The organism is Streptomyces sp. NPDC029292 (genome assembly GCF_055569295.1).
In genome coordinates this window covers 873,085-888,818 of sequence record NZ_JBVHXR010000001.1, presented here as the reverse complement: position 1 = coordinate 888,818, position 15,734 = coordinate 873,085, and the positions used below count along the sequence as shown (strand labels likewise).

At 70.5% G+C, this 15,734-nt stretch carries 15 protein-coding genes and 1 pseudogene; 11 read left to right on the top strand and 5 right to left on the bottom strand.

Going from position 1 to position 15,734, the window contains the following annotated elements:
- Window positions 1–192 precede the first annotated feature (192 nt).
- Window positions 193–1,110 carry a quinone oxidoreductase family protein gene (locus ACZ4WS_RS04040; RefSeq protein ID WP_467976857.1) on the bottom strand — a complete coding sequence of 306 codons (918 nt, stop codon included), beginning with the start codon at window positions 1,108–1,110 and terminating at the stop codon, window positions 193–195.
- 95 nt (window positions 1,111–1,205) lie between these two features.
- Between ACZ4WS_RS04040 and ACZ4WS_RS04035 the strand changes: the two genes are divergently transcribed.
- Entirely contained in the window at window positions 1,206–1,640 is a 435-nt protein-coding gene (locus ACZ4WS_RS04035) for a MarR family winged helix-turn-helix transcriptional regulator (RefSeq protein WP_467976855.1), read from the top strand.
- Between the two features lie 19 nt (window positions 1,641–1,659).
- Window positions 1,660–2,202: an isochorismatase family protein gene (locus tag ACZ4WS_RS04030; RefSeq protein ID WP_467976853.1), complete on the top strand. Its 543-nt coding sequence runs from the start codon at window positions 1,660–1,662 to the stop codon at window positions 2,200–2,202.
- Between the two features lie 118 nt (window positions 2,203–2,320).
- Here ACZ4WS_RS04030 and fdhD read toward each other — a convergent pair whose 3' ends face one another.
- From fdhD to ACZ4WS_RS04015, 3 genes and pseudogenes are all read right to left on the bottom strand, one after another.
- Entirely contained in the window at window positions 2,321–3,184 is an 864-nt protein-coding gene (gene fdhD / locus ACZ4WS_RS04025) for a formate dehydrogenase accessory sulfurtransferase FdhD (protein ID WP_467976851.1), read from the bottom strand.
- A 7-nt stretch (window positions 3,185–3,191) separates the two neighbouring features.
- Window positions 3,192–3,335: pseudogene (locus tag ACZ4WS_RS04020) on the bottom strand (2Fe-2S iron-sulfur cluster-binding protein); the annotation flags it as partial.
- A 48-nt stretch (window positions 3,336–3,383) separates the two neighbouring features.
- A complete protein-coding gene (locus ACZ4WS_RS04015; RefSeq protein ID WP_467976850.1) occupies window positions 3,384–4,355 on the bottom strand; it encodes a 2-dehydropantoate 2-reductase in 972 nt (323 codons plus the stop codon).
- 229 nt (window positions 4,356–4,584) lie between these two features.
- Between ACZ4WS_RS04015 and ACZ4WS_RS04010 the strand changes: the two genes are divergently transcribed.
- The 4 genes from ACZ4WS_RS04010 (at window position 4,585) to ACZ4WS_RS03995 (ending at window position 7,969) form a co-directional block, all read left to right on the top strand.
- A complete protein-coding gene (locus ACZ4WS_RS04010; RefSeq protein WP_467976849.1) occupies window positions 4,585–5,916 on the top strand; it encodes an OFA family MFS transporter in 1,332 nt (443 codons plus the stop codon).
- Complete coding sequence (locus ACZ4WS_RS04005; protein WP_467976847.1) at window positions 5,885–6,055, top strand: MFS transporter small subunit; 171 nt, start codon at window positions 5,885–5,887, stop codon at window positions 6,053–6,055. The genes ACZ4WS_RS04010 and ACZ4WS_RS04005 overlap by 32 nt, the downstream gene beginning before the upstream one ends.
- A 123-nt stretch (window positions 6,056–6,178) precedes the next feature.
- Entirely contained in the window at window positions 6,179–7,126 is a 948-nt protein-coding gene (locus ACZ4WS_RS04000) for a beta-ketoacyl-ACP synthase III (RefSeq protein WP_467976846.1), read from the top strand.
- A 168-nt stretch (window positions 7,127–7,294) separates the two neighbouring features.
- Complete coding sequence (locus ACZ4WS_RS03995) at window positions 7,295–7,969, top strand: GntR family transcriptional regulator (protein WP_467976844.1); 675 nt, start codon at window positions 7,295–7,297, stop codon at window positions 7,967–7,969.
- A gap of 68 nt (window positions 7,970–8,037) precedes the next feature.
- Here the strand turns inward: ACZ4WS_RS03995 and ACZ4WS_RS03990 are convergent, their stop codons facing one another.
- Complete coding sequence (locus tag ACZ4WS_RS03990) at window positions 8,038–9,231, bottom strand: low temperature requirement protein A (protein WP_467976842.1); 1,194 nt, start codon at window positions 9,229–9,231, stop codon at window positions 8,038–8,040.
- A 269-nt stretch (window positions 9,232–9,500) separates the two neighbouring features.
- Between ACZ4WS_RS03990 and ACZ4WS_RS03985 the strand changes: the two genes are divergently transcribed.
- The 5 genes from ACZ4WS_RS03985 to ACZ4WS_RS03965 all read left to right on the top strand — a co-directional run bounded on the left by ACZ4WS_RS03985 (window position 9,501) and on the right by ACZ4WS_RS03965 (window position 15,733).
- Entirely contained in the window at window positions 9,501–10,682 is a 1,182-nt protein-coding gene (locus ACZ4WS_RS03985; RefSeq protein ID WP_467976840.1) for an ROK family transcriptional regulator, read from the top strand.
- 115 nt (window positions 10,683–10,797) lie between these two features.
- Window positions 10,798–12,309: a sugar ABC transporter ATP-binding protein gene (locus tag ACZ4WS_RS03980; RefSeq protein ID WP_467976838.1), complete on the top strand. Its 1,512-nt coding sequence runs from the start codon at window positions 10,798–10,800 to the stop codon at window positions 12,307–12,309.
- A complete protein-coding gene (locus ACZ4WS_RS03975; RefSeq protein WP_467976836.1) occupies window positions 12,306–13,328 on the top strand; it encodes an ABC transporter permease in 1,023 nt (340 codons plus the stop codon). Before ACZ4WS_RS03980 ends, ACZ4WS_RS03975 begins: the two co-directional genes overlap by 4 nt.
- Window positions 13,329–13,371: 43 nt before the next feature.
- Window positions 13,372–14,421 (top strand): substrate-binding domain-containing protein, encoded by a 1,050-nt coding sequence (locus ACZ4WS_RS03970; RefSeq protein ID WP_467976834.1) that lies wholly within the window; start codon window positions 13,372–13,374, stop codon window positions 14,419–14,421.
- Window positions 14,422–14,473: 52 nt separating this feature from the next.
- Window positions 14,474–15,733, top strand: coding sequence for a Gfo/Idh/MocA family protein (locus ACZ4WS_RS03965; RefSeq protein WP_467976833.1), 1,260 nt, complete (start codon window positions 14,474–14,476; stop codon window positions 15,731–15,733).
- The last annotated feature ends 1 nt before the right edge of the window (window position 15,734 follow it).

Below are 15,734 nucleotides of genomic sequence, written 5' to 3'. Positions count from 1 at the left end.
CCGTCGCTCGACACGACCGGCGGCCTCAGGGACGCGGCGCCGCCGTGCCGTCGCGCTGTCAGGGACGCAGCCCCCGCCGTGCCGTCGCGCTGTCAGAGACGCAGCGTCACGGTGCCGTCGCGCTGTCAGGGACGCAGCCCCCGCCGTGCCGTCGCGCTGTCAGAGACGCAGCGTCACGGTGCCGTCGCGCTGTCAGGGACGCAGTACCACCTTGCCGAGATTGCCGCGCGACTCGATCACCTGGTGTGCCTTCGCCGCGTCCTCCAAGGCGAACTCCCCGTGCACGGCCGGCCGCAGCGCCCCGTCCACGAACAGCCGCCACAGCTCCTGCCGCCACCGCTCGTACAACTCCGGCTCCCCGCGTGCGATCCGCGCCATCTGGAAGCCGATCACCGACTTGGCGCCCACCAGCAGGTCGTACGCCTGCACGGTCCCGCCGCCCGAGCTGTACGCGACGAGCCGCCCGCCGGGAGCGAGCGCGGCGACGGCCGGGGTGAGCAGCTCGCCGCCGACCGCGTCGAGGACGTAGTCGACGGGCGTGCCCCACCCGTCGGTGTCGTACGTGATCACCTCGTCGGCGCCGAGTCCGAGCACGAACTCCGCCTTGCCGGGGGCGGACACCGCGCCCACGACGCGCGACGCGCCCCGCAGCCGGGCGAGCTGCACGGCGAGATGGCCGACGCCACTGGCCGCCGCCGTGACGAGCGCCGACTCGCCGGGGACGGGGCGCGCCGCTTCCAGGGCGCCGAGCGCGACCAGACCGCTGCGGACCAGGGCGACGGCGTTCACGGCGCTCGCGCTCTCGGGCACGGGGCCGGCCATGGCTTCGAGCAGGAGCGCGTAGTCGGCGTACCCGTGCCCGAAGCAGAGTCCGGTGACGCGGTCGCCCACCCCGAAGCGGGTGACTCCCGGGCCGACGGCGACGACTTCCCCGGCGATCTCGCCGCCGAGCGGGATCGGCTCGGCCGCTTCGGTCACCTTGCGCACGACGGGGAGGGTCACGCCGATCGCCTCGGTGCGGACGAGCAGCTCGCCGGGCCCGGCGGTGGGCGCGGGAACGTCTTCCAAGAACAGTGGGCCACCGGCGTGTTCGTACCGAACGCGACGCATCACACCTCCAGGGATCCCGGGACAGGTCGTTGGGAGTCCCAACGGTATCCGGAGATTCGTTGGGATGTCCAACGGATATTCGCTACCCTGGCGGCATGTCCGCACCCCTGTCCGCGATCCGCGCCCTCCCCAGCTGGCTGCTCGGCCGGGCCGCCGCCCGTGGCCGGGCCCTCGTCGCCGAAGCACTGGCGGCCGAGGGCCTGAAGATGTGGCACCACGTGGTGCTCTCCGCCGTCTCCGAGCTCGGCCCCGTCGCCCAGGCGGAGCTCGGGCGCGGCATCCAGCTCGACCCCAAGGACCTGGTCGGCGTCCTCAACGACCTTCAGGGCGCCGGTCTGGTCGTCCGCGAACCGGACCCGAAGGACCGCCGCAAGAACGCGGTGTCGATCACCGAGGAGGGGGCCCGTCTGCTCAAGCGCTGCGAAACGGCGGCCCGCGAGGCGAACGACGCCCTGATGGCCCCGCTCTCGGCCGCCGAACGTGAGCAGTTCATGGGCTTGTTGATCCGGATTTCCGGTACGGACGGCTGACGCGAGCTAACGTTCCGTCATGACCGCACCCGAAGCCGAACCCCGTCTCGCCCTCGACCCCGCGCGCACGGCCCTCGTGCTCGTCGACCTGATGGACCGCATCGTCGGGCTGCCCCTGGAACCACGGAAGGGCACCGAAGTCCTCGCCACGGCCGAGGAGGTGGCGGCGGCCTTCCGGAAGGCGGGTGCGCTCGTCGTCCTCATCCGGGTCGAGCGGTCCGGAGTCGCCGAGCAGCCGCCCGGCAGCGGACTCGCCGCCGGGCTCGCGGCGGAGGGCGACATCGAGATCGTGAAGCGGACCATCGGCGGGTTCCAGGGCACCGGCCTCGACGAGCGGCTGCGCGAACACGGCGTCACCACGCTCGTGTTCGGCGGGATCGCCACCAACCTCGGCGTCGAGTCCACCGCCCGCGCCGCAGGAGACCTCGGCTACGACCTCGTCTTCGTCGAGGACGCCATGTCCGCGTTCACCGCCCCCGAGCACGAGGCCTCCGTCCGCCTCGACTTCCCGCGCCTGGGCACGGTGGTGACGGCGGCGGAGGTGCACTTCGTCACGGGCTGAGCGACGGCAACCTACGAGGCGAAGGGCCTCCAAAAAGGAAGGGGCGCGGCGGGGCCCCTCCGGCGCAGGGGGCGCTCCCCGCCGTTCGGGGCCCCGCCGCCGTGTCGCGGGGAGCCGGTCAGCCCTGGGCGGCCGCGGCCCGCAGGGCGATGCGGTGCTCGCCCGCGTACACGTTCATGGAGGCGCCGCGCAGGAAGCCCACCAGGGTCAGGCCCGTCTCCGCGGCCAGGTCGACCGCCAGGGACGACGGGGCCGAGACCGCCGCGAGCACCGGGATGCCCGCCATGACCGCCTTCTGCGCCAGCTCGAAGGACGCCCGGCCGGAGACCAGCAGGACCGTCCGGGAGAGCGGGAGCGTGCCGTTCTGCAGGGCGCGGCCGACCAGCTTGTCGACCGCGTTGTGCCGGCCCACGTCCTCGCGTATGTCGACCAGCTCGCCCTCCTCCGTGAACAGCGCCGCCGCGTGCAGGCCCCCGGTCCGGTCGAAGACCCGCTGCGCCGCCCGCAGCCGGTCGGGGAGGCTCGCGAGCAGTTCGGGCTCGAGCCGGACCGGGGGAGCGGTGGCGCCCTCCGTGTCGTCGATCGTCCAGCGGGCCGTCGTGCGGACCGCGTCCAGGCTCGCCTTGCCGCACAGACCGCAGGACGACGTCGTGTACACGTTGCGTTCGAGCGTGATGTCGGGGATGACGACGCCGGGCGCCGTCCGCACGTCGACGATGTTGTACGTGTTGGAGCCGTCCACGGTGGCGCCCGCGCAGTACACGATGTTCTGCAGCTCGTCGGCCTTGCCCAGCACCCCTTCGCTGACCAGGAAGCCCGCGGCGAGCGCGAAGTCGTCGCCCGGCGTGCGCATGGTGATCGCGAGGGGTTTGCCGTTGAGGCGGATCTCCAGTGGTTCCTCGGCGACGAGCGTGTCCGGGCGGGTGCTCACGGCCCCGTCCCGTATACGGATCACCTTGCGTCGTTCCGTGACTCGTCCCATGTCCTGATCAGTCCCGGTTCTGTACGTGCTGGTGGCCGAAACGGCCCTTGCTGCGGAGAGCGTGGTGGGTCACCGGGCCGACGTACGGCGAGGTGACCTTCACGCTCCCATTGTCCTGCACGTGCGGAGCGGGCTCGCGGCCCGCTCCGCACGTATGCGAAGAGCGACCGTCCCGCCGCTCCGCACCCTTCGCGTTCCCTCACGCAGCGGTCCGCAACGCGAGCAGGTCCGAGATGGCGTGGACGGTACGGAGCGTCGGCACCGGAACCCCGGTGATCTCCGCCAGCTCCACGACGGCCGCGAGCAGCACGTCGAGTTCGAGCGGTTTGCCGCGCTCCAGGTCCTGGAGCGTGGAGGTGCGGTGGTCGCCGACGCGTTCGGCACCGGCCAGCCGCCGCTCGATGGAGACGCCGACCTCGCAGCCGAGGGCCTCCGCGACGGCCAGCGTCTCGGTCATCATGATCTCGATGACCTTGCGCGTGCCGCCATGCAGGCACATCTGCCGCATCGTCGCGCGGGCCAGCGCGCTGATGGGGTTGAAGGAGATGTTGCCGAGCAGCTTGAGCCAGATGTCGTTGCGCAGGTCCGGCTCGACCGGGCACTTGAGCCCGCCCTCCTGCATGGCCTCGCTGAACGCCCGGCAGCGCGGGGAGATCGAGCGGTCGGGCTCGCCGATGGAGAATCGGGTGCCTTCGAGATGCCGTACGACTCCCGGCCCTTCCAGCTCGGTCGCGGCGTACACGACGCATCCGATGGCCCGCTCGGGCGCGAGCACCGCACTGACCGCGCCGTCCCGGTCCACGCTGTCGACACGGTGCCCGTCGTGGGGGCCGCCGTGCCGGTGGAAGTACCACCAGGGGATGCCGTTCTGGGCGGCGATCACCGCCGTGGTGTCGTGCAGCAGTGGCTCGATCAGCGGCCCGCACGCCGCGTACGAGTTGGCCTTCAGACCCAGGAAGACATAGTCGACCGGACCGATCTGGGCCGGGTCGTCGGTGGCGTGGGCCCGCGCGGTGAAGTCACCGCGTGGGCTGAGAACTCTGACTCCGTGCTGCCTCATGGCCGCGAGATGCGGTCCACGGGCGACGAGGTGCACATCGGCGCCTGCGCGGTGCAGCGCGGCGCCGACGTAGGCGCCGATCGCACCGGCGCCCAGAACTGCGACTTTCACTGTGTGGCGCTCCGTTCGGTCGAGGGTACCGAGGAACTGTCGAACACTTCGAAGTTTGTCGACGAAATATTGTCTACAGGATGGAACGGGCGACAGCAAGAGTCGGGACGGCCTGTAACACCCACCGGACGACCGTTCGTCGCGCCAGGGCTGCCGCTCATCGCATACGGTCGACCAGTTCTTGCCCTGCGGGTTCCCAGACGGACAACCGCTTCCTATCGTGCGGATCATGAGCCCCCCTGTCGCCCCGCCCGGCTGGAGCCGCTGGCTCGTCCCGCCGGCCGCTCTGTCGATCCATCTCTCCATCGGCCAGGCCTACGCCTGGAGCGTGTTCAAGCCGCCGCTCGAATCGGCGCTCGACCTCAGTGGCACCCAGAGCGCGCTGCCCTTCCAGCTCGGCATCGTGATGCTCGGCCTGTCCGCCGCGTTCGGCGGCACGCTCGTCGAGCGCAACGGGCCGCGCTGGGCGATGACCGTGGCCTTGATCTGCTTCTCCTCCGGCCTGCTGATCGCCTCGCTCGGCGCCGCCACCGAGCAGTACTGGCTGATCGTCTTCGGCTACGGATTCGTCGGCGGGATCGGCCTCGGCATCGGCTACATCTCGCCCGTCTCCACCCTGATCAAGTGGTTCCCCGACAGGCCCGGCATGGCCACGGGCATCGCCATCATGGGCTTCGGCGGCGGCGCGCTGATCGCCTCGCCCTGGTCCACCCAGATGCTGAAGTCCTTCGGCTCCGACTCCTCCGGGATCGCGCTCGCCTTCCTCGTGCACGGATTGTCGTACGCCGTCTTCATGTCCCTCGGCGTGCTGCTGGTGCGGGTGCCGCGCGGCGAGAAACCGGTCGCGACCGGACCGAGTTCGCTGGAGGGGGTGCAGGTCTCCGCCCGCAACGCCGTGCGCACCCCGCAGTTCTGGTGCCTGTGGGTCGTTCTCTGCATGAACGTGACCGCGGGCATCGGCATCCTGGAGAAGGCCGCCCCGATGATCACGGACTTCTTCGCGGACACCTCCACACCGGTCTCCGTCTCCGCGGCCGCCGGATTCGTCGCGCTGCTGTCGGCGGCCAACATGGCGGGCCGTATCGGCTGGTCCTCGACGTCCGACCTGATCGGGCGCAAGAACATCTACCGGGTCTATCTCGGAGTGGGCGCGCTGATGTACGCGCTCATCGCCTGGTTCGGCGACTCCTCGAAGCCGCTGTTCATCCTCTGCGCGCTGGTGATCCTCTCGTTCTACGGCGGTGGTTTCGCGACGATCCCCGCGTATTTGAAGGACCTCTTCGGCGCCTATCAGGTCGGCGCGATCCACGGCCGGCTGCTCACCGCCTGGTCCACGGCGGGCGTGCTCGGCCCGCTGATCGTGAACTGGATCGCGGACCACCAGGAGGCGGCAGGCAAGCACGGCTCGTCCCTCTACGGCCTTTCGTTCCTGATCATGATCGGCCTGCTCGCCGTCGGCTTCGTCGCCAATGAGCTGGTACGACCCGTCCACACCCGCCACCACATTCCCGCACCGAGGGAGGCCTCCGATGTCGAACAGCAGCAGCCAGAGTCCGCCTGACCTCCCCCACTCTCGGCTCCGCTCGAGCGGGGGGACCCCCATTCCACTGATCGTCTTCGCCTGGCTGTGGGTGGGCGCGCCGCTCTGCTACGGCGTGTACGAGCTGGTACTCAAGGTCAAACAGCTGTTCACGGGGTGAGGCGGTCTGACAGAAGCCGACAAGCCTGGCGCTCCATTCCTGTGGCTTTACCTGCCGCCGTACCCGTGAGTACCTGATCAGACTGGTGGATCCCGCTACCCAAGGCAACGAGGGGGACCACTCATGAACGGCTCACGGATCGCCGCCGTCGGCCATTACCAGCCCGCCAAGGTACTCACCAACGAGGATCTGGCGGGCCTGGTCGACACCAGCGACGAGTGGATCAGGAGCCGGGTGGGCATCCGCACACGTCATATCGCCGGACCCGACGAGCCGGTCGACGAGCTGGCCGCGCACGCCGCTGCCAAGGCGCTCGCTGCAGCGGGCCTGACCCCGGGCGACATCGACCTGGTTCTCGTCGCCACCTCCACGGCGGTCGACCGTTCGCCGAACATGGCAGCCCGGGTCGCCGCCCGGCTCGGCATCCCCTCGCCCGCCGCGATGGACGTCAACGTCGTCTGCGCGGGCTTCACCCACGCCCTCGCGACCGCCGACCACGCCGTGCGCGCCGGTGCCGCGACCCGGGCCCTGGTCATCGGCGCCGACAAGATGTCCGACGTGACGGACTGGACCGACCGTACGACGTGTGTGCTGGTCGGGGACGGTGCCGGTGCCGCCGTCGTCGAGGCCTGCCCGGCCGGGAAGGAGCCCGGGATCGGCCCGGTGCTGTGGGGCTCGGTGCCCGAGATGGGGCACGCCGTGCGCATCGAGGGCACGCCCGCGCGGTTCGCGCAGGAGGGGCAGAGCGTCTACCGCTGGGCGACCACCCAGCTCCCGCCGATCGCCCGCAAGGCCTGCGAGCGCGCGGGTCTGGCCCCCGAGGACCTCGCCGGAGTCGTCCTGCACCAGGCGAACCTGCGCATCATCGAGCCCCTCGCCGGGAAGATCGGCGCCGTCAACGCCGTCGTCGCGCGTGATGTCACGGAGTCGGGGAACACGTCCGCCGCGAGCATCCCGCTCGCCTTCTCCAAGCTCGTCGAGCGGGGAGAGATCTCCACCGGCGACCCCGTCCTGCTCTTCGGCTTCGGCGGAAACCTGTCGTACGCGGGTCAGGTCGTCCGCTGCCCGTGAGGCGACCCTGAGCTGCTCGTTCGGTCCGTCGCACACGCCCCGTGGACCTCTGTGTGGCGAGCCCAACTCCCCTACCTGCTGGCCTTTGTGCGTCGTAGACTGTAGGCGAAAGACAATTCATAATTGACTTTCAACTCGCGGCGACGGCGCTGCCCAGGAGGGACCGTGATGTTGTCGACAGGACTGCCGCAGGGAGCGGTGCCCAAGCTCGAACGGCCCGGGCCGCTGCGCGACCGCGTCTACGAGGCGCTGCTCGAACTCATCACCACCCGCGCCCTCAAGCCGGGCCAGCACCTCGTCGAGAGCGAACTCGCCGGGCACCTCGGAGTGTCCCGGCAGCCCGTGCGAGAGGCGCTCCAGCGTCTCAGTACCGAGGGCTGGGTCGATCTGCGGCCCGCCCAGGGCGCTTTCGTGCACGAGCCGACCGAGGAGGAGGCGGACCAGCTCCTCACCGTTCGTACGCTCCTGGAGGCCGAGGCCGCCCGGCTCGCCGCCGCCAACGCGGGTTCCGAGGCGATCACCGCGCTCGAAGAGCTGTGCGCGGAGGGCGAGCGGGCGGTCGCCGCCGACGATGTCGACAGCGCGGTCGCCATGAACGCCCGGCTGCATGCCAAGGTCATGGAGCTGGCCGGCAACACGGTCCTCGCCGAACTGGCCGCCCAGGTCGGCCGACGCGTCCGCTGGTACTACACACCGGTCGCCCGGCAGCGCGGCCACCAGTCCTGGACCGAGCACCGCGAACTGATAGCGGCCATCGCGGCCCGCGACGAACAGCGCGCCACAGCGGTCATGCGCGCCCATACGGAACACACGCGCAAGATGTACCACGAGCGCGAGAGGTAGGGCCTGCCGCAAGCGAGAAGCAGGGCCTGTCGGCAGGGCGGGCGGACCGTTTCGGGAGAGAGGGGCGGTCAGGCCGCCGGCGGCGGCTCCGGCGCGGAGCGGCACGGCGCCCACCGGGCCTCCGCCCCCAGCATCGCCACCAACACCCCGACCAGAGCGAGGAGTTCGGCGACCGCCGAGAGGTGGATGCCGAGGAGTGCGGTGGCCAGGGCGGCCGGTACCGCGGCCGCGCGGTAGGTCACCGGGAAGAGTCGCAGGACCGCGCGGAAGGCCACGTCGCCGGTGAGAAAGAGGGCCACGCCGCCCGCGAGGGCGAGTGCCGGGCCGGTGTGCAGCTGTTCGGTGAGATGGCCGAGCGACTTCTTCACGCCCGCGGCGAGATAGGCGATACCGAGCAGCATGGGAAGGAAGGCGTAGTAGTACGCGTTCATCGCCAGGCGCCAGCGCCGGTCGGGCGGAGTCGTCGCGAACACCTCCTCCGCGCCGTGCTCGTCGCGCACGAAGTACGTCCACCACAGCGCGGCCGCCAGCGCGAGAGCGAGGAACGCACCGCCGAACAGGTCCGCCGTGAGCGGCAGATCGCCGATGCCGATCCCGATCGCGATGACGGACTCGCCGAACGCGACGATCAGCAGCAGTCCGTGCCGCTCCACGAAGTGCGCCGGGTCCAGACCGCCCAGCTGAGTGCGCAGAAAGGCGGCCTCACGGCCGTCCCGGCGCCGCGGCCCGTGCTCGGCCAGAAACGGCGTCACGAACTGGAGCACCAGGGCCAGCAGCCAGAACCCGTCCGCGGCAAGCCCTTCGAAGAGTCCCGCCACCGTGACCGACAGCGCGGCCAGGGAGTTCGGCACCGCGTACCAGATGACGTCGCGGCCGTGGCTCCTGGTGTAGAGCGCGCTGTGCACCAGGACGACGGCCAGGAAGCCCAGGCCGAAGATGACACCGCCGTCGTCGAAGGTGCGCGGGATGGCGAGGGCGCACACCAGGAACGCGCCCATGCCCAGCATCAGCAGGATCCGCCGTGACGGGCGGTCGGGCGGCACCTGGTTGGTGAGGTACGCGTAGGCGCCGTACATCCAGAACAGCACCACGAAGATCAGCGCGACGCGCGCCGCCGTCGCGAACGACAGGTCGGCGGTGAGCAGCACGGTGAGCTGGGTGAGGGTGAAGACGAAGACCAGGTCGAAGAAGAGCTCCAGGGTGCTGACTCTGCGCCCTGACTCTTCGACTTCTTTTACCGCCACGTCCGTTGCCGTGTTCATGCGCTCCCCCTGAGCCGATCGATGGAGCAGATCGTATGGGGGCGGCTCACCTGTCTGCTCGGGTGGTTCACCTGCCTGCTGGGCCGGTTCACCTGTCCGCGCACGACGCTCCTTTGTCCTGTGAGTGGAGAAAGTTGGCAGCAATCTCCGCACAGCTTCTTCCCAGCTTCGGCAGCCACTGCTACGTTCCCCTCGAAAGCAAGCCACGGCGATGTGACCAAATCCCGATGGACGCAAGCCGGTTGAGGCGGGAGGGGCTCGTGAGACGGATGACCGCACGACCCGCGAACGCGCACCAGGCCCGACTGCTCAGGCTGTTGCGCGACGGTGGCCCCAACTCCCGTGCCCAGCTGGGCGATCAGGTCGACCTCTCGCGGTCGAAGCTGGCCGTCGAGGTGGACCGGCTGCTGGAGACGGGCCTGATCGTGGCTGACGGACTCGCCGCCTCCCGCGGTGGCCGCCGCTCCCACAACATCCGGCTCGCACCGGCCCTGCGCTTCCTCGGCGTCGACATCGGCGCGACCTCGATCGACGTGGCCGTCACCAACGCCGAGCTGGAAGTCCTCGGGCACATCAACCAGCCCATGGACGTCCGTGAGGGCCCGGTCGCGGTATTCGAGCAAGTCCTCTCCATGGCCGCCAAGTTGAGGGCCTCGGGGCTCGCGGAGGGCTTCGACGGCGCCGGCATCGGCGTACCCGGTCCCGTCCGCTTCCCCGAGGGCGTCCCGGTGGCCCCGCCGATCATGCCCGGCTGGGACGGCTTCCCGGTCCGCGAGGCGCTCAGCCAGGACCTCGGCTGCCCGGTCATGGTCGACAACGACGTGAACCTCATGGCGATGGGGGAGCAGCACGCGGGCGTCGCACGCTCCGTGGGCGACTTCCTCTGCGTCAAGATCGGCACCGGTATCGGCTGCGGCATCGTCGTCGGCGGTGAGGTCTACCGCGGTACGACCGGCAGCGCCGGCGACATCGGGCACATCCAGGCCGTGCCCGACGGCCGCCCGTGCGCCTGCGGCAACCGCGGTTGCCTGGAGGCCCACTTCAGTGGCGCTGCGCTCGCGCGTGACGCCACGGAGGCTGCCCAGCAGGGCCTCTCCCCGGAACTCGGGACGCGTCTGGAGACGAACGGCACCCTCAGCGCCGTCGACGTCGCCGCCGCGGCCGCCGCGGGCGACGCCACCGCGCTCGACCTGATCCGCGAGGGCGGCAACCGCACCGGCCAGGTCATCGCCGGGCTGGTCAGCTTCTTCAACCCCGGCCTGGTGGTGATCGGCGGTGGCGTGACAGGTCTCGGCCATACGCTGCTCGCCGCGATCCGCACCCAGGTCTACCGCCAGTCGCTACCGCTCGCGACCAACAACCTGCCCATCGTGCTGGGGGAGTTGGGGCCCACCGCCGGAGTCATCGGCGCGGCCCGGCTCATCAGCGACCACCTGTTCTCACCCGCCTAAAGCCCCGAAAAGTCACCTCACCCGTACAGCGCCCCGCTCTGCCCTGCCTGAAAACGCTTGCTCCGCACGCGCACCGCCCTGAAACCGGCCCGCACGCCCGCCAAGGGGAACCGCCATGGCACCAGAACCACCGCTGCTCACCATGTCCGGCATCACCAAGTCGTTCCCCGGAGTCCGGGCCCTCGACGGCGTCGACCTCGACGTCCAGGCCGGCGAAGTGCACTGCCTGCTCGGCCAGAACGGCGCGGGAAAGTCCACGCTCATCAAGGTCCTGGCCGGCGCCCACCAGCCCGACGACGGCACGATCGGCTGGCGCGGCGAACACGTCACCCTGCGTTCCCCGATCGCCGCCATGCGCCTCGGCATCGCCACCATCTACCAAGAACTCGACCTGGTGGAGGGCCTGTCGGTGGCCGAGAACGTCCACCTGGGGCATGAGCCCACGGCCGCCGGTTTCGTCGTACGAGGAAAGACGGCACGGGCGTCAACTACCGCTCTGCTCAGGCGCCTTGGCCATCCGGAGATCGATCCCGCGCGGCTCGTCGGTGAACTGTCGGCCGCCCAGCAGCAGATCGTCTCCATGGCCCGTGCGCTCTCCCACGACGTACGCCTCATCGTCATGGACGAGCCGTCGGCCGCCCTCGACCCCGACGAGGTCGACAACCTCTTCCGCATTGTCGGCGATCTGACCGCGGACGGCGTCGCCGTCGTCTACATCTCGCACCGTCTGGAGGAGATCCGCCGTATCGGCGACCGCGTGACCGTTCTGAAGGACGGGCGCGCGGTGGCGGGCGGGCTGCCCGCGAAATCCACGCCGACGCGCGAGGTCGTGGCGCTGATGACGGGGCGCAATGTCGAATACGTCTTTCCGGACCGGCCGCGGTCCCGGCCTCCCGGCGAGCCCGTGCTCAAGGTCCGAGGCCTGGCCCGTGAGGGGGAGTTCGCCCCGCTCGACCTCGACCTGCGTCCCGGCGAGATCGTCGGTCTGGCCGGGCTCGTCGGCTCCGGACGCTCCGAGATCCTGGAGACGATCTACGGGGCGCGCAAGGCGACGGCCGGTCACGTCAGCGTGCATGGACGGCCGTTGCGGCCGGGCAGCGTACGCGCCGCCGTCCGCGCCGGACTCGGGCTCGCCCCGGAGGAACGCAAGGCGCAGGCCCTGCTGATGCTGGAGTCCGTCACCCGCAATGTGTCGGTGTCGTCCATGTCCCGCTTCGCGCACGGGGGTTGGATCGACCGGCGTGCCGAACGCGGCGCGGCGCGGGCGGCGACCCGCGAGCTGTCGCTGCGCCCCGACAATCCGGCGGTCCCGATCCGGACACTGTCCGGCGGCAACCAGCAGAAGGCCGTCCTGGCGCGCTGGCTGCTGCGCGGCTGCCGCGTACTGCTCCTCGACGAACCCACCCGCGGGGTCGACGTCGGCGCCCGCGCCGAGCTGTACGCGGTCATCCGGCGGCTCGCCGACGAAGGCCTCGCCGTCCTGCTGGTCTCCAGCGAAGTGCCCGAGGTGCTCGGGCTCGCCGACCGCGTCCTGGTGCTCCGCGAGGGGCGCGTCGTCCATACGGCGCCCGCCCAGGAGCTCGACGAACACCGCGTACTCGACCTCGTCTTGGAAGGGACATCATGACGCAGCCCGCGTCACCGCCCAGGCCCGGCGACACCCGGAAGATATCGCCGGCGGACGGCATCGGCTCGTGGCGGACACTCGCGGGCCGCGCCGACGTCCGCACCCTCTCGCTCCTCGGCGTGCTCGCCGCCCTGATCGTCATCGGCGGCATCACCAAGCCCGACGAGTTTCTCGACACCCGCAATCTCCAACTTGTCCTCACCCAGGCCTCGGTGATCGGCGTCGTCACCGTCGGCATGACCTTCGTCATCACCTCCGGCGGCATCGACCTGTCGGTCGGCGCGATCGTCGCGCTCTCCTCCGTGTGGGCGACGACGGTCGCCACACAGGAGTACGGCTTCGCGGGCATCCTCTTCACCGCGGTGATCGTCGGCGTGGGCTGCGGCCTGGTCAACGGTCTGCTCATCGCGTACGGCGGGATGGTCCCGTTCATCGCGACCCTCGCCATGCTCGCCTCGGCCCGGGGTCTTGCCCTCCAGCTCACGGACGGCAAGACCCAGATCGTCACCGTGAACAGCATCTTGAAGCTCGGCGAGCGCGACTCGTACGTGCTCGGCGTCCCACCGCTGGTCCTCGTCTTCGCCGTCGTCACGGTCATCGGCTGGCTGATCCTCAACCGCACCACCTTCGGGCGGCGCACGGTCGCGGTCGGCGGCAACGCGGAGGCGGCCCGGCTCGCGGGCATCGACATACGCCGCCAGCGGCTGTACCTCTACCTGCTCTCCGGACTGTGCTGCGGCATCGCCGCCTTCCTGCTGATCATCCTGTCCGGCTCGGGCCAGAACACCAACGGCAACCTGTACGAACTCGACGCCATCGCGGCCGCGATCATCGGCGGCACCCTGCTCAGCGGGGGCCGCGGCACCATCACCGGCTCGGTGCTCGGCGTCCTGATCTTCACGACGATCACCAACATCTTCGCGCTGAACAACCTCCAGAGCGACGTCCAGCAGATCGCCAAGGGCGCGATCATCGTCGCCGCGGTCCTGGTCCAGCGGCGCACAGCGAACACCACCTGAGCCGTAGCGCACCACCGACCTGACACGGGAAGGGTCCACCGCCATGCCAGAACCCACGAGCCTCACCAGCCGCAGAGGACTGCTCTTCGGGACCGCCGCCGTCTCGGCCGGTGCCTTCCTCGTCGGCTGCACCAGCAACGACACGAAGGACGAGAAACCGGCCGCGAACAGCCAGCCGGCCGCCGACGACAAGCCCGGCAAGCACGTCACCATCGGCTTCGCGGGCCCGCAGGCCGACCACGGCTGGCTCAACGCGATCAACGACAACGCCAAGAGCCGCGCCAAGAAGTACTCGGACGTCACCCTGGAGATCACCGAGGGCTCCAACGACACGGCCGCACAGATCGGCCAGATCGAGACGCTGATCAACAAGAAGGTCGACGTCCTGGTCGTGCTGCCCGCCGACGGCAAGGCGCTCACCCAGGTCGGCCTCCAGGCGATGCGCGCGGGCATCCCGGTCGTCAACCTCGACCGCATCTTCAACTCCCCGCAGGCGTACCGCTGTTGGATCGGCGGAGACAACTACGGCATGGGCCTCAGTGCCGGTCACTACATCGGCGAGAAGCTCAAGGACAAGAAGGGCGCCCGCGTCATCGAGCTCGCCGGGCTCGACAACCTGGAGCTCACCAAGCAGCGCACCCAGGGCTTCGACGCTGCCCTCAAGAACTACCCGAACATCAAGAAAGTCGCCCGGCAGGCAGCCGACTTCACCGTCGAGTCCGGCCAGGCCAAGATGGCCCAACTCCTCCAGGCCCAGTCGAAGTTCGACGCCCTGTGGAACCACGACGACGACCAGGGGGTGGGCGCCCTGCGCGCCATCAAGCAGGCCGGGCGCGACGACTTCCTGATGGTCGGCGGCGCCGGCGCCCTCTCCGCCTTCCAAGCCATCGACGCCGACAACAGCGTCCTGAAGGCCACCGTTCTCTACCCGCCGACCATGGCCGCGTCCGCGATCGACCTCGCCCGCGCCCTCGGCCAGGGAAAGGGCATCGGCGGCCTCGCCGAGTTCGAGATTCCCGCGTCGCTCACGCTCTACTCGGCCGTCGTCGACAAGGACAACGTCCAGCAGTACATGGCCACCGGCTTCAAGTGATGCGCCCCGCTCACACCCCCCACCGTGCCACCACGACGAGGAGGACATCCGCATGGGACAGCCGCACCAGGGCGAGGCAGCCGGGGCCGAGGCGGGGGCCGATTCCGGGCCCGAGGCCACCGTCGCCAAGCCGCCGCTCGGCGTGGGCATGGTCGGCTACGCGTTCATGGGCGCCGCCCACTCACAGGGCTGGCGCACCGTGGGCCGCGTCTTCGACCTGCCGCGCCGTCCGGTCCTCGCCGCCGTCTGCGGCCGTGACGGAGAGGCCGTGCGGGCGATGGCGGACCGGCACGGCTGGGCGGCGGCCGAGACCGACTGGCGCGCCCTGATCGCCCGTGACGACGTCGACCTCGTCGACATCTGCACCCCCGGCGACAGCCACGCCGAGATCGCCGTCGCCGCCCTGGCCGCGGGCAAGCACGTGCTGTGCGAGAAGCCCCTGGCGAACACGGTCGAGGAGGCGGAGGCGATGACGGAGGCCGCCGAGGCCGCCTTCGGGCGCGGCCAGATGTCCATGGTCGGCTTCAACTACCGACGGGTGCCCGCCACTTCACTCGCCCGGGACATGGTCGCGGAGGGGCGCCTGGGTGCCCTGCGGCACGTACGGGTGACGTACCTTCAGGACTGGCTGGTGGACCCGGAGTTCCCGCTCACCTGGCGGCTGCGCAAGGAGCTGGCCGGGTCGGGCGCCCTAGGGGACCTGGGGGCGCACATCGTCGACCTCGCGCAGTATCTGGCGGGAGAGCCGGTCGTCGGGGTCTCCGCGCTCACCGAGACGTTCGTACGGGAACGGCCGCTGCCCGGCGGTGCCACGAGCGGGCTGTCCGCCGTGTCGGAGCGGGGCGGGGTCGGCACGGTCACCGTCGACGACGCCGCCCTCTTCACCGCCCGCTTCGCCTCCGGCGCCCTCGCCTCCTTCGAGGCCTCCCGCTTCGCGACCGGCCGCAAGAACTCCCTGCGCATCGAACTCAACGGCGAGCACGGCTCGTTGGCCTTCGACCTGGAGCGGCTCAACGAGCTCTCGTACCACGACCACACCGAACCCGGCGCGCACGCGGGCTTCCGCCGCATCCTCGTCACCGAGCCCGACCACCCCTACCTGGACGCCTGGTGGCCGCCCGGCCACGGCCTCGGCTACGAACACACCTTCGTGCACCAGGCGCGTGACCTGGTGAAGGCCATCGCGGCGGGCCGCCGGCCCGTGCCGTCCTTCGCCGACGGTCTGCAGGTGCAGCGCGTGCTGGCGGCGGTGGAGGAGAGCGCCGAGAAGAACTCCGTCTACACACCCATAGCGGTTCGAGGAGGCCTTTAGC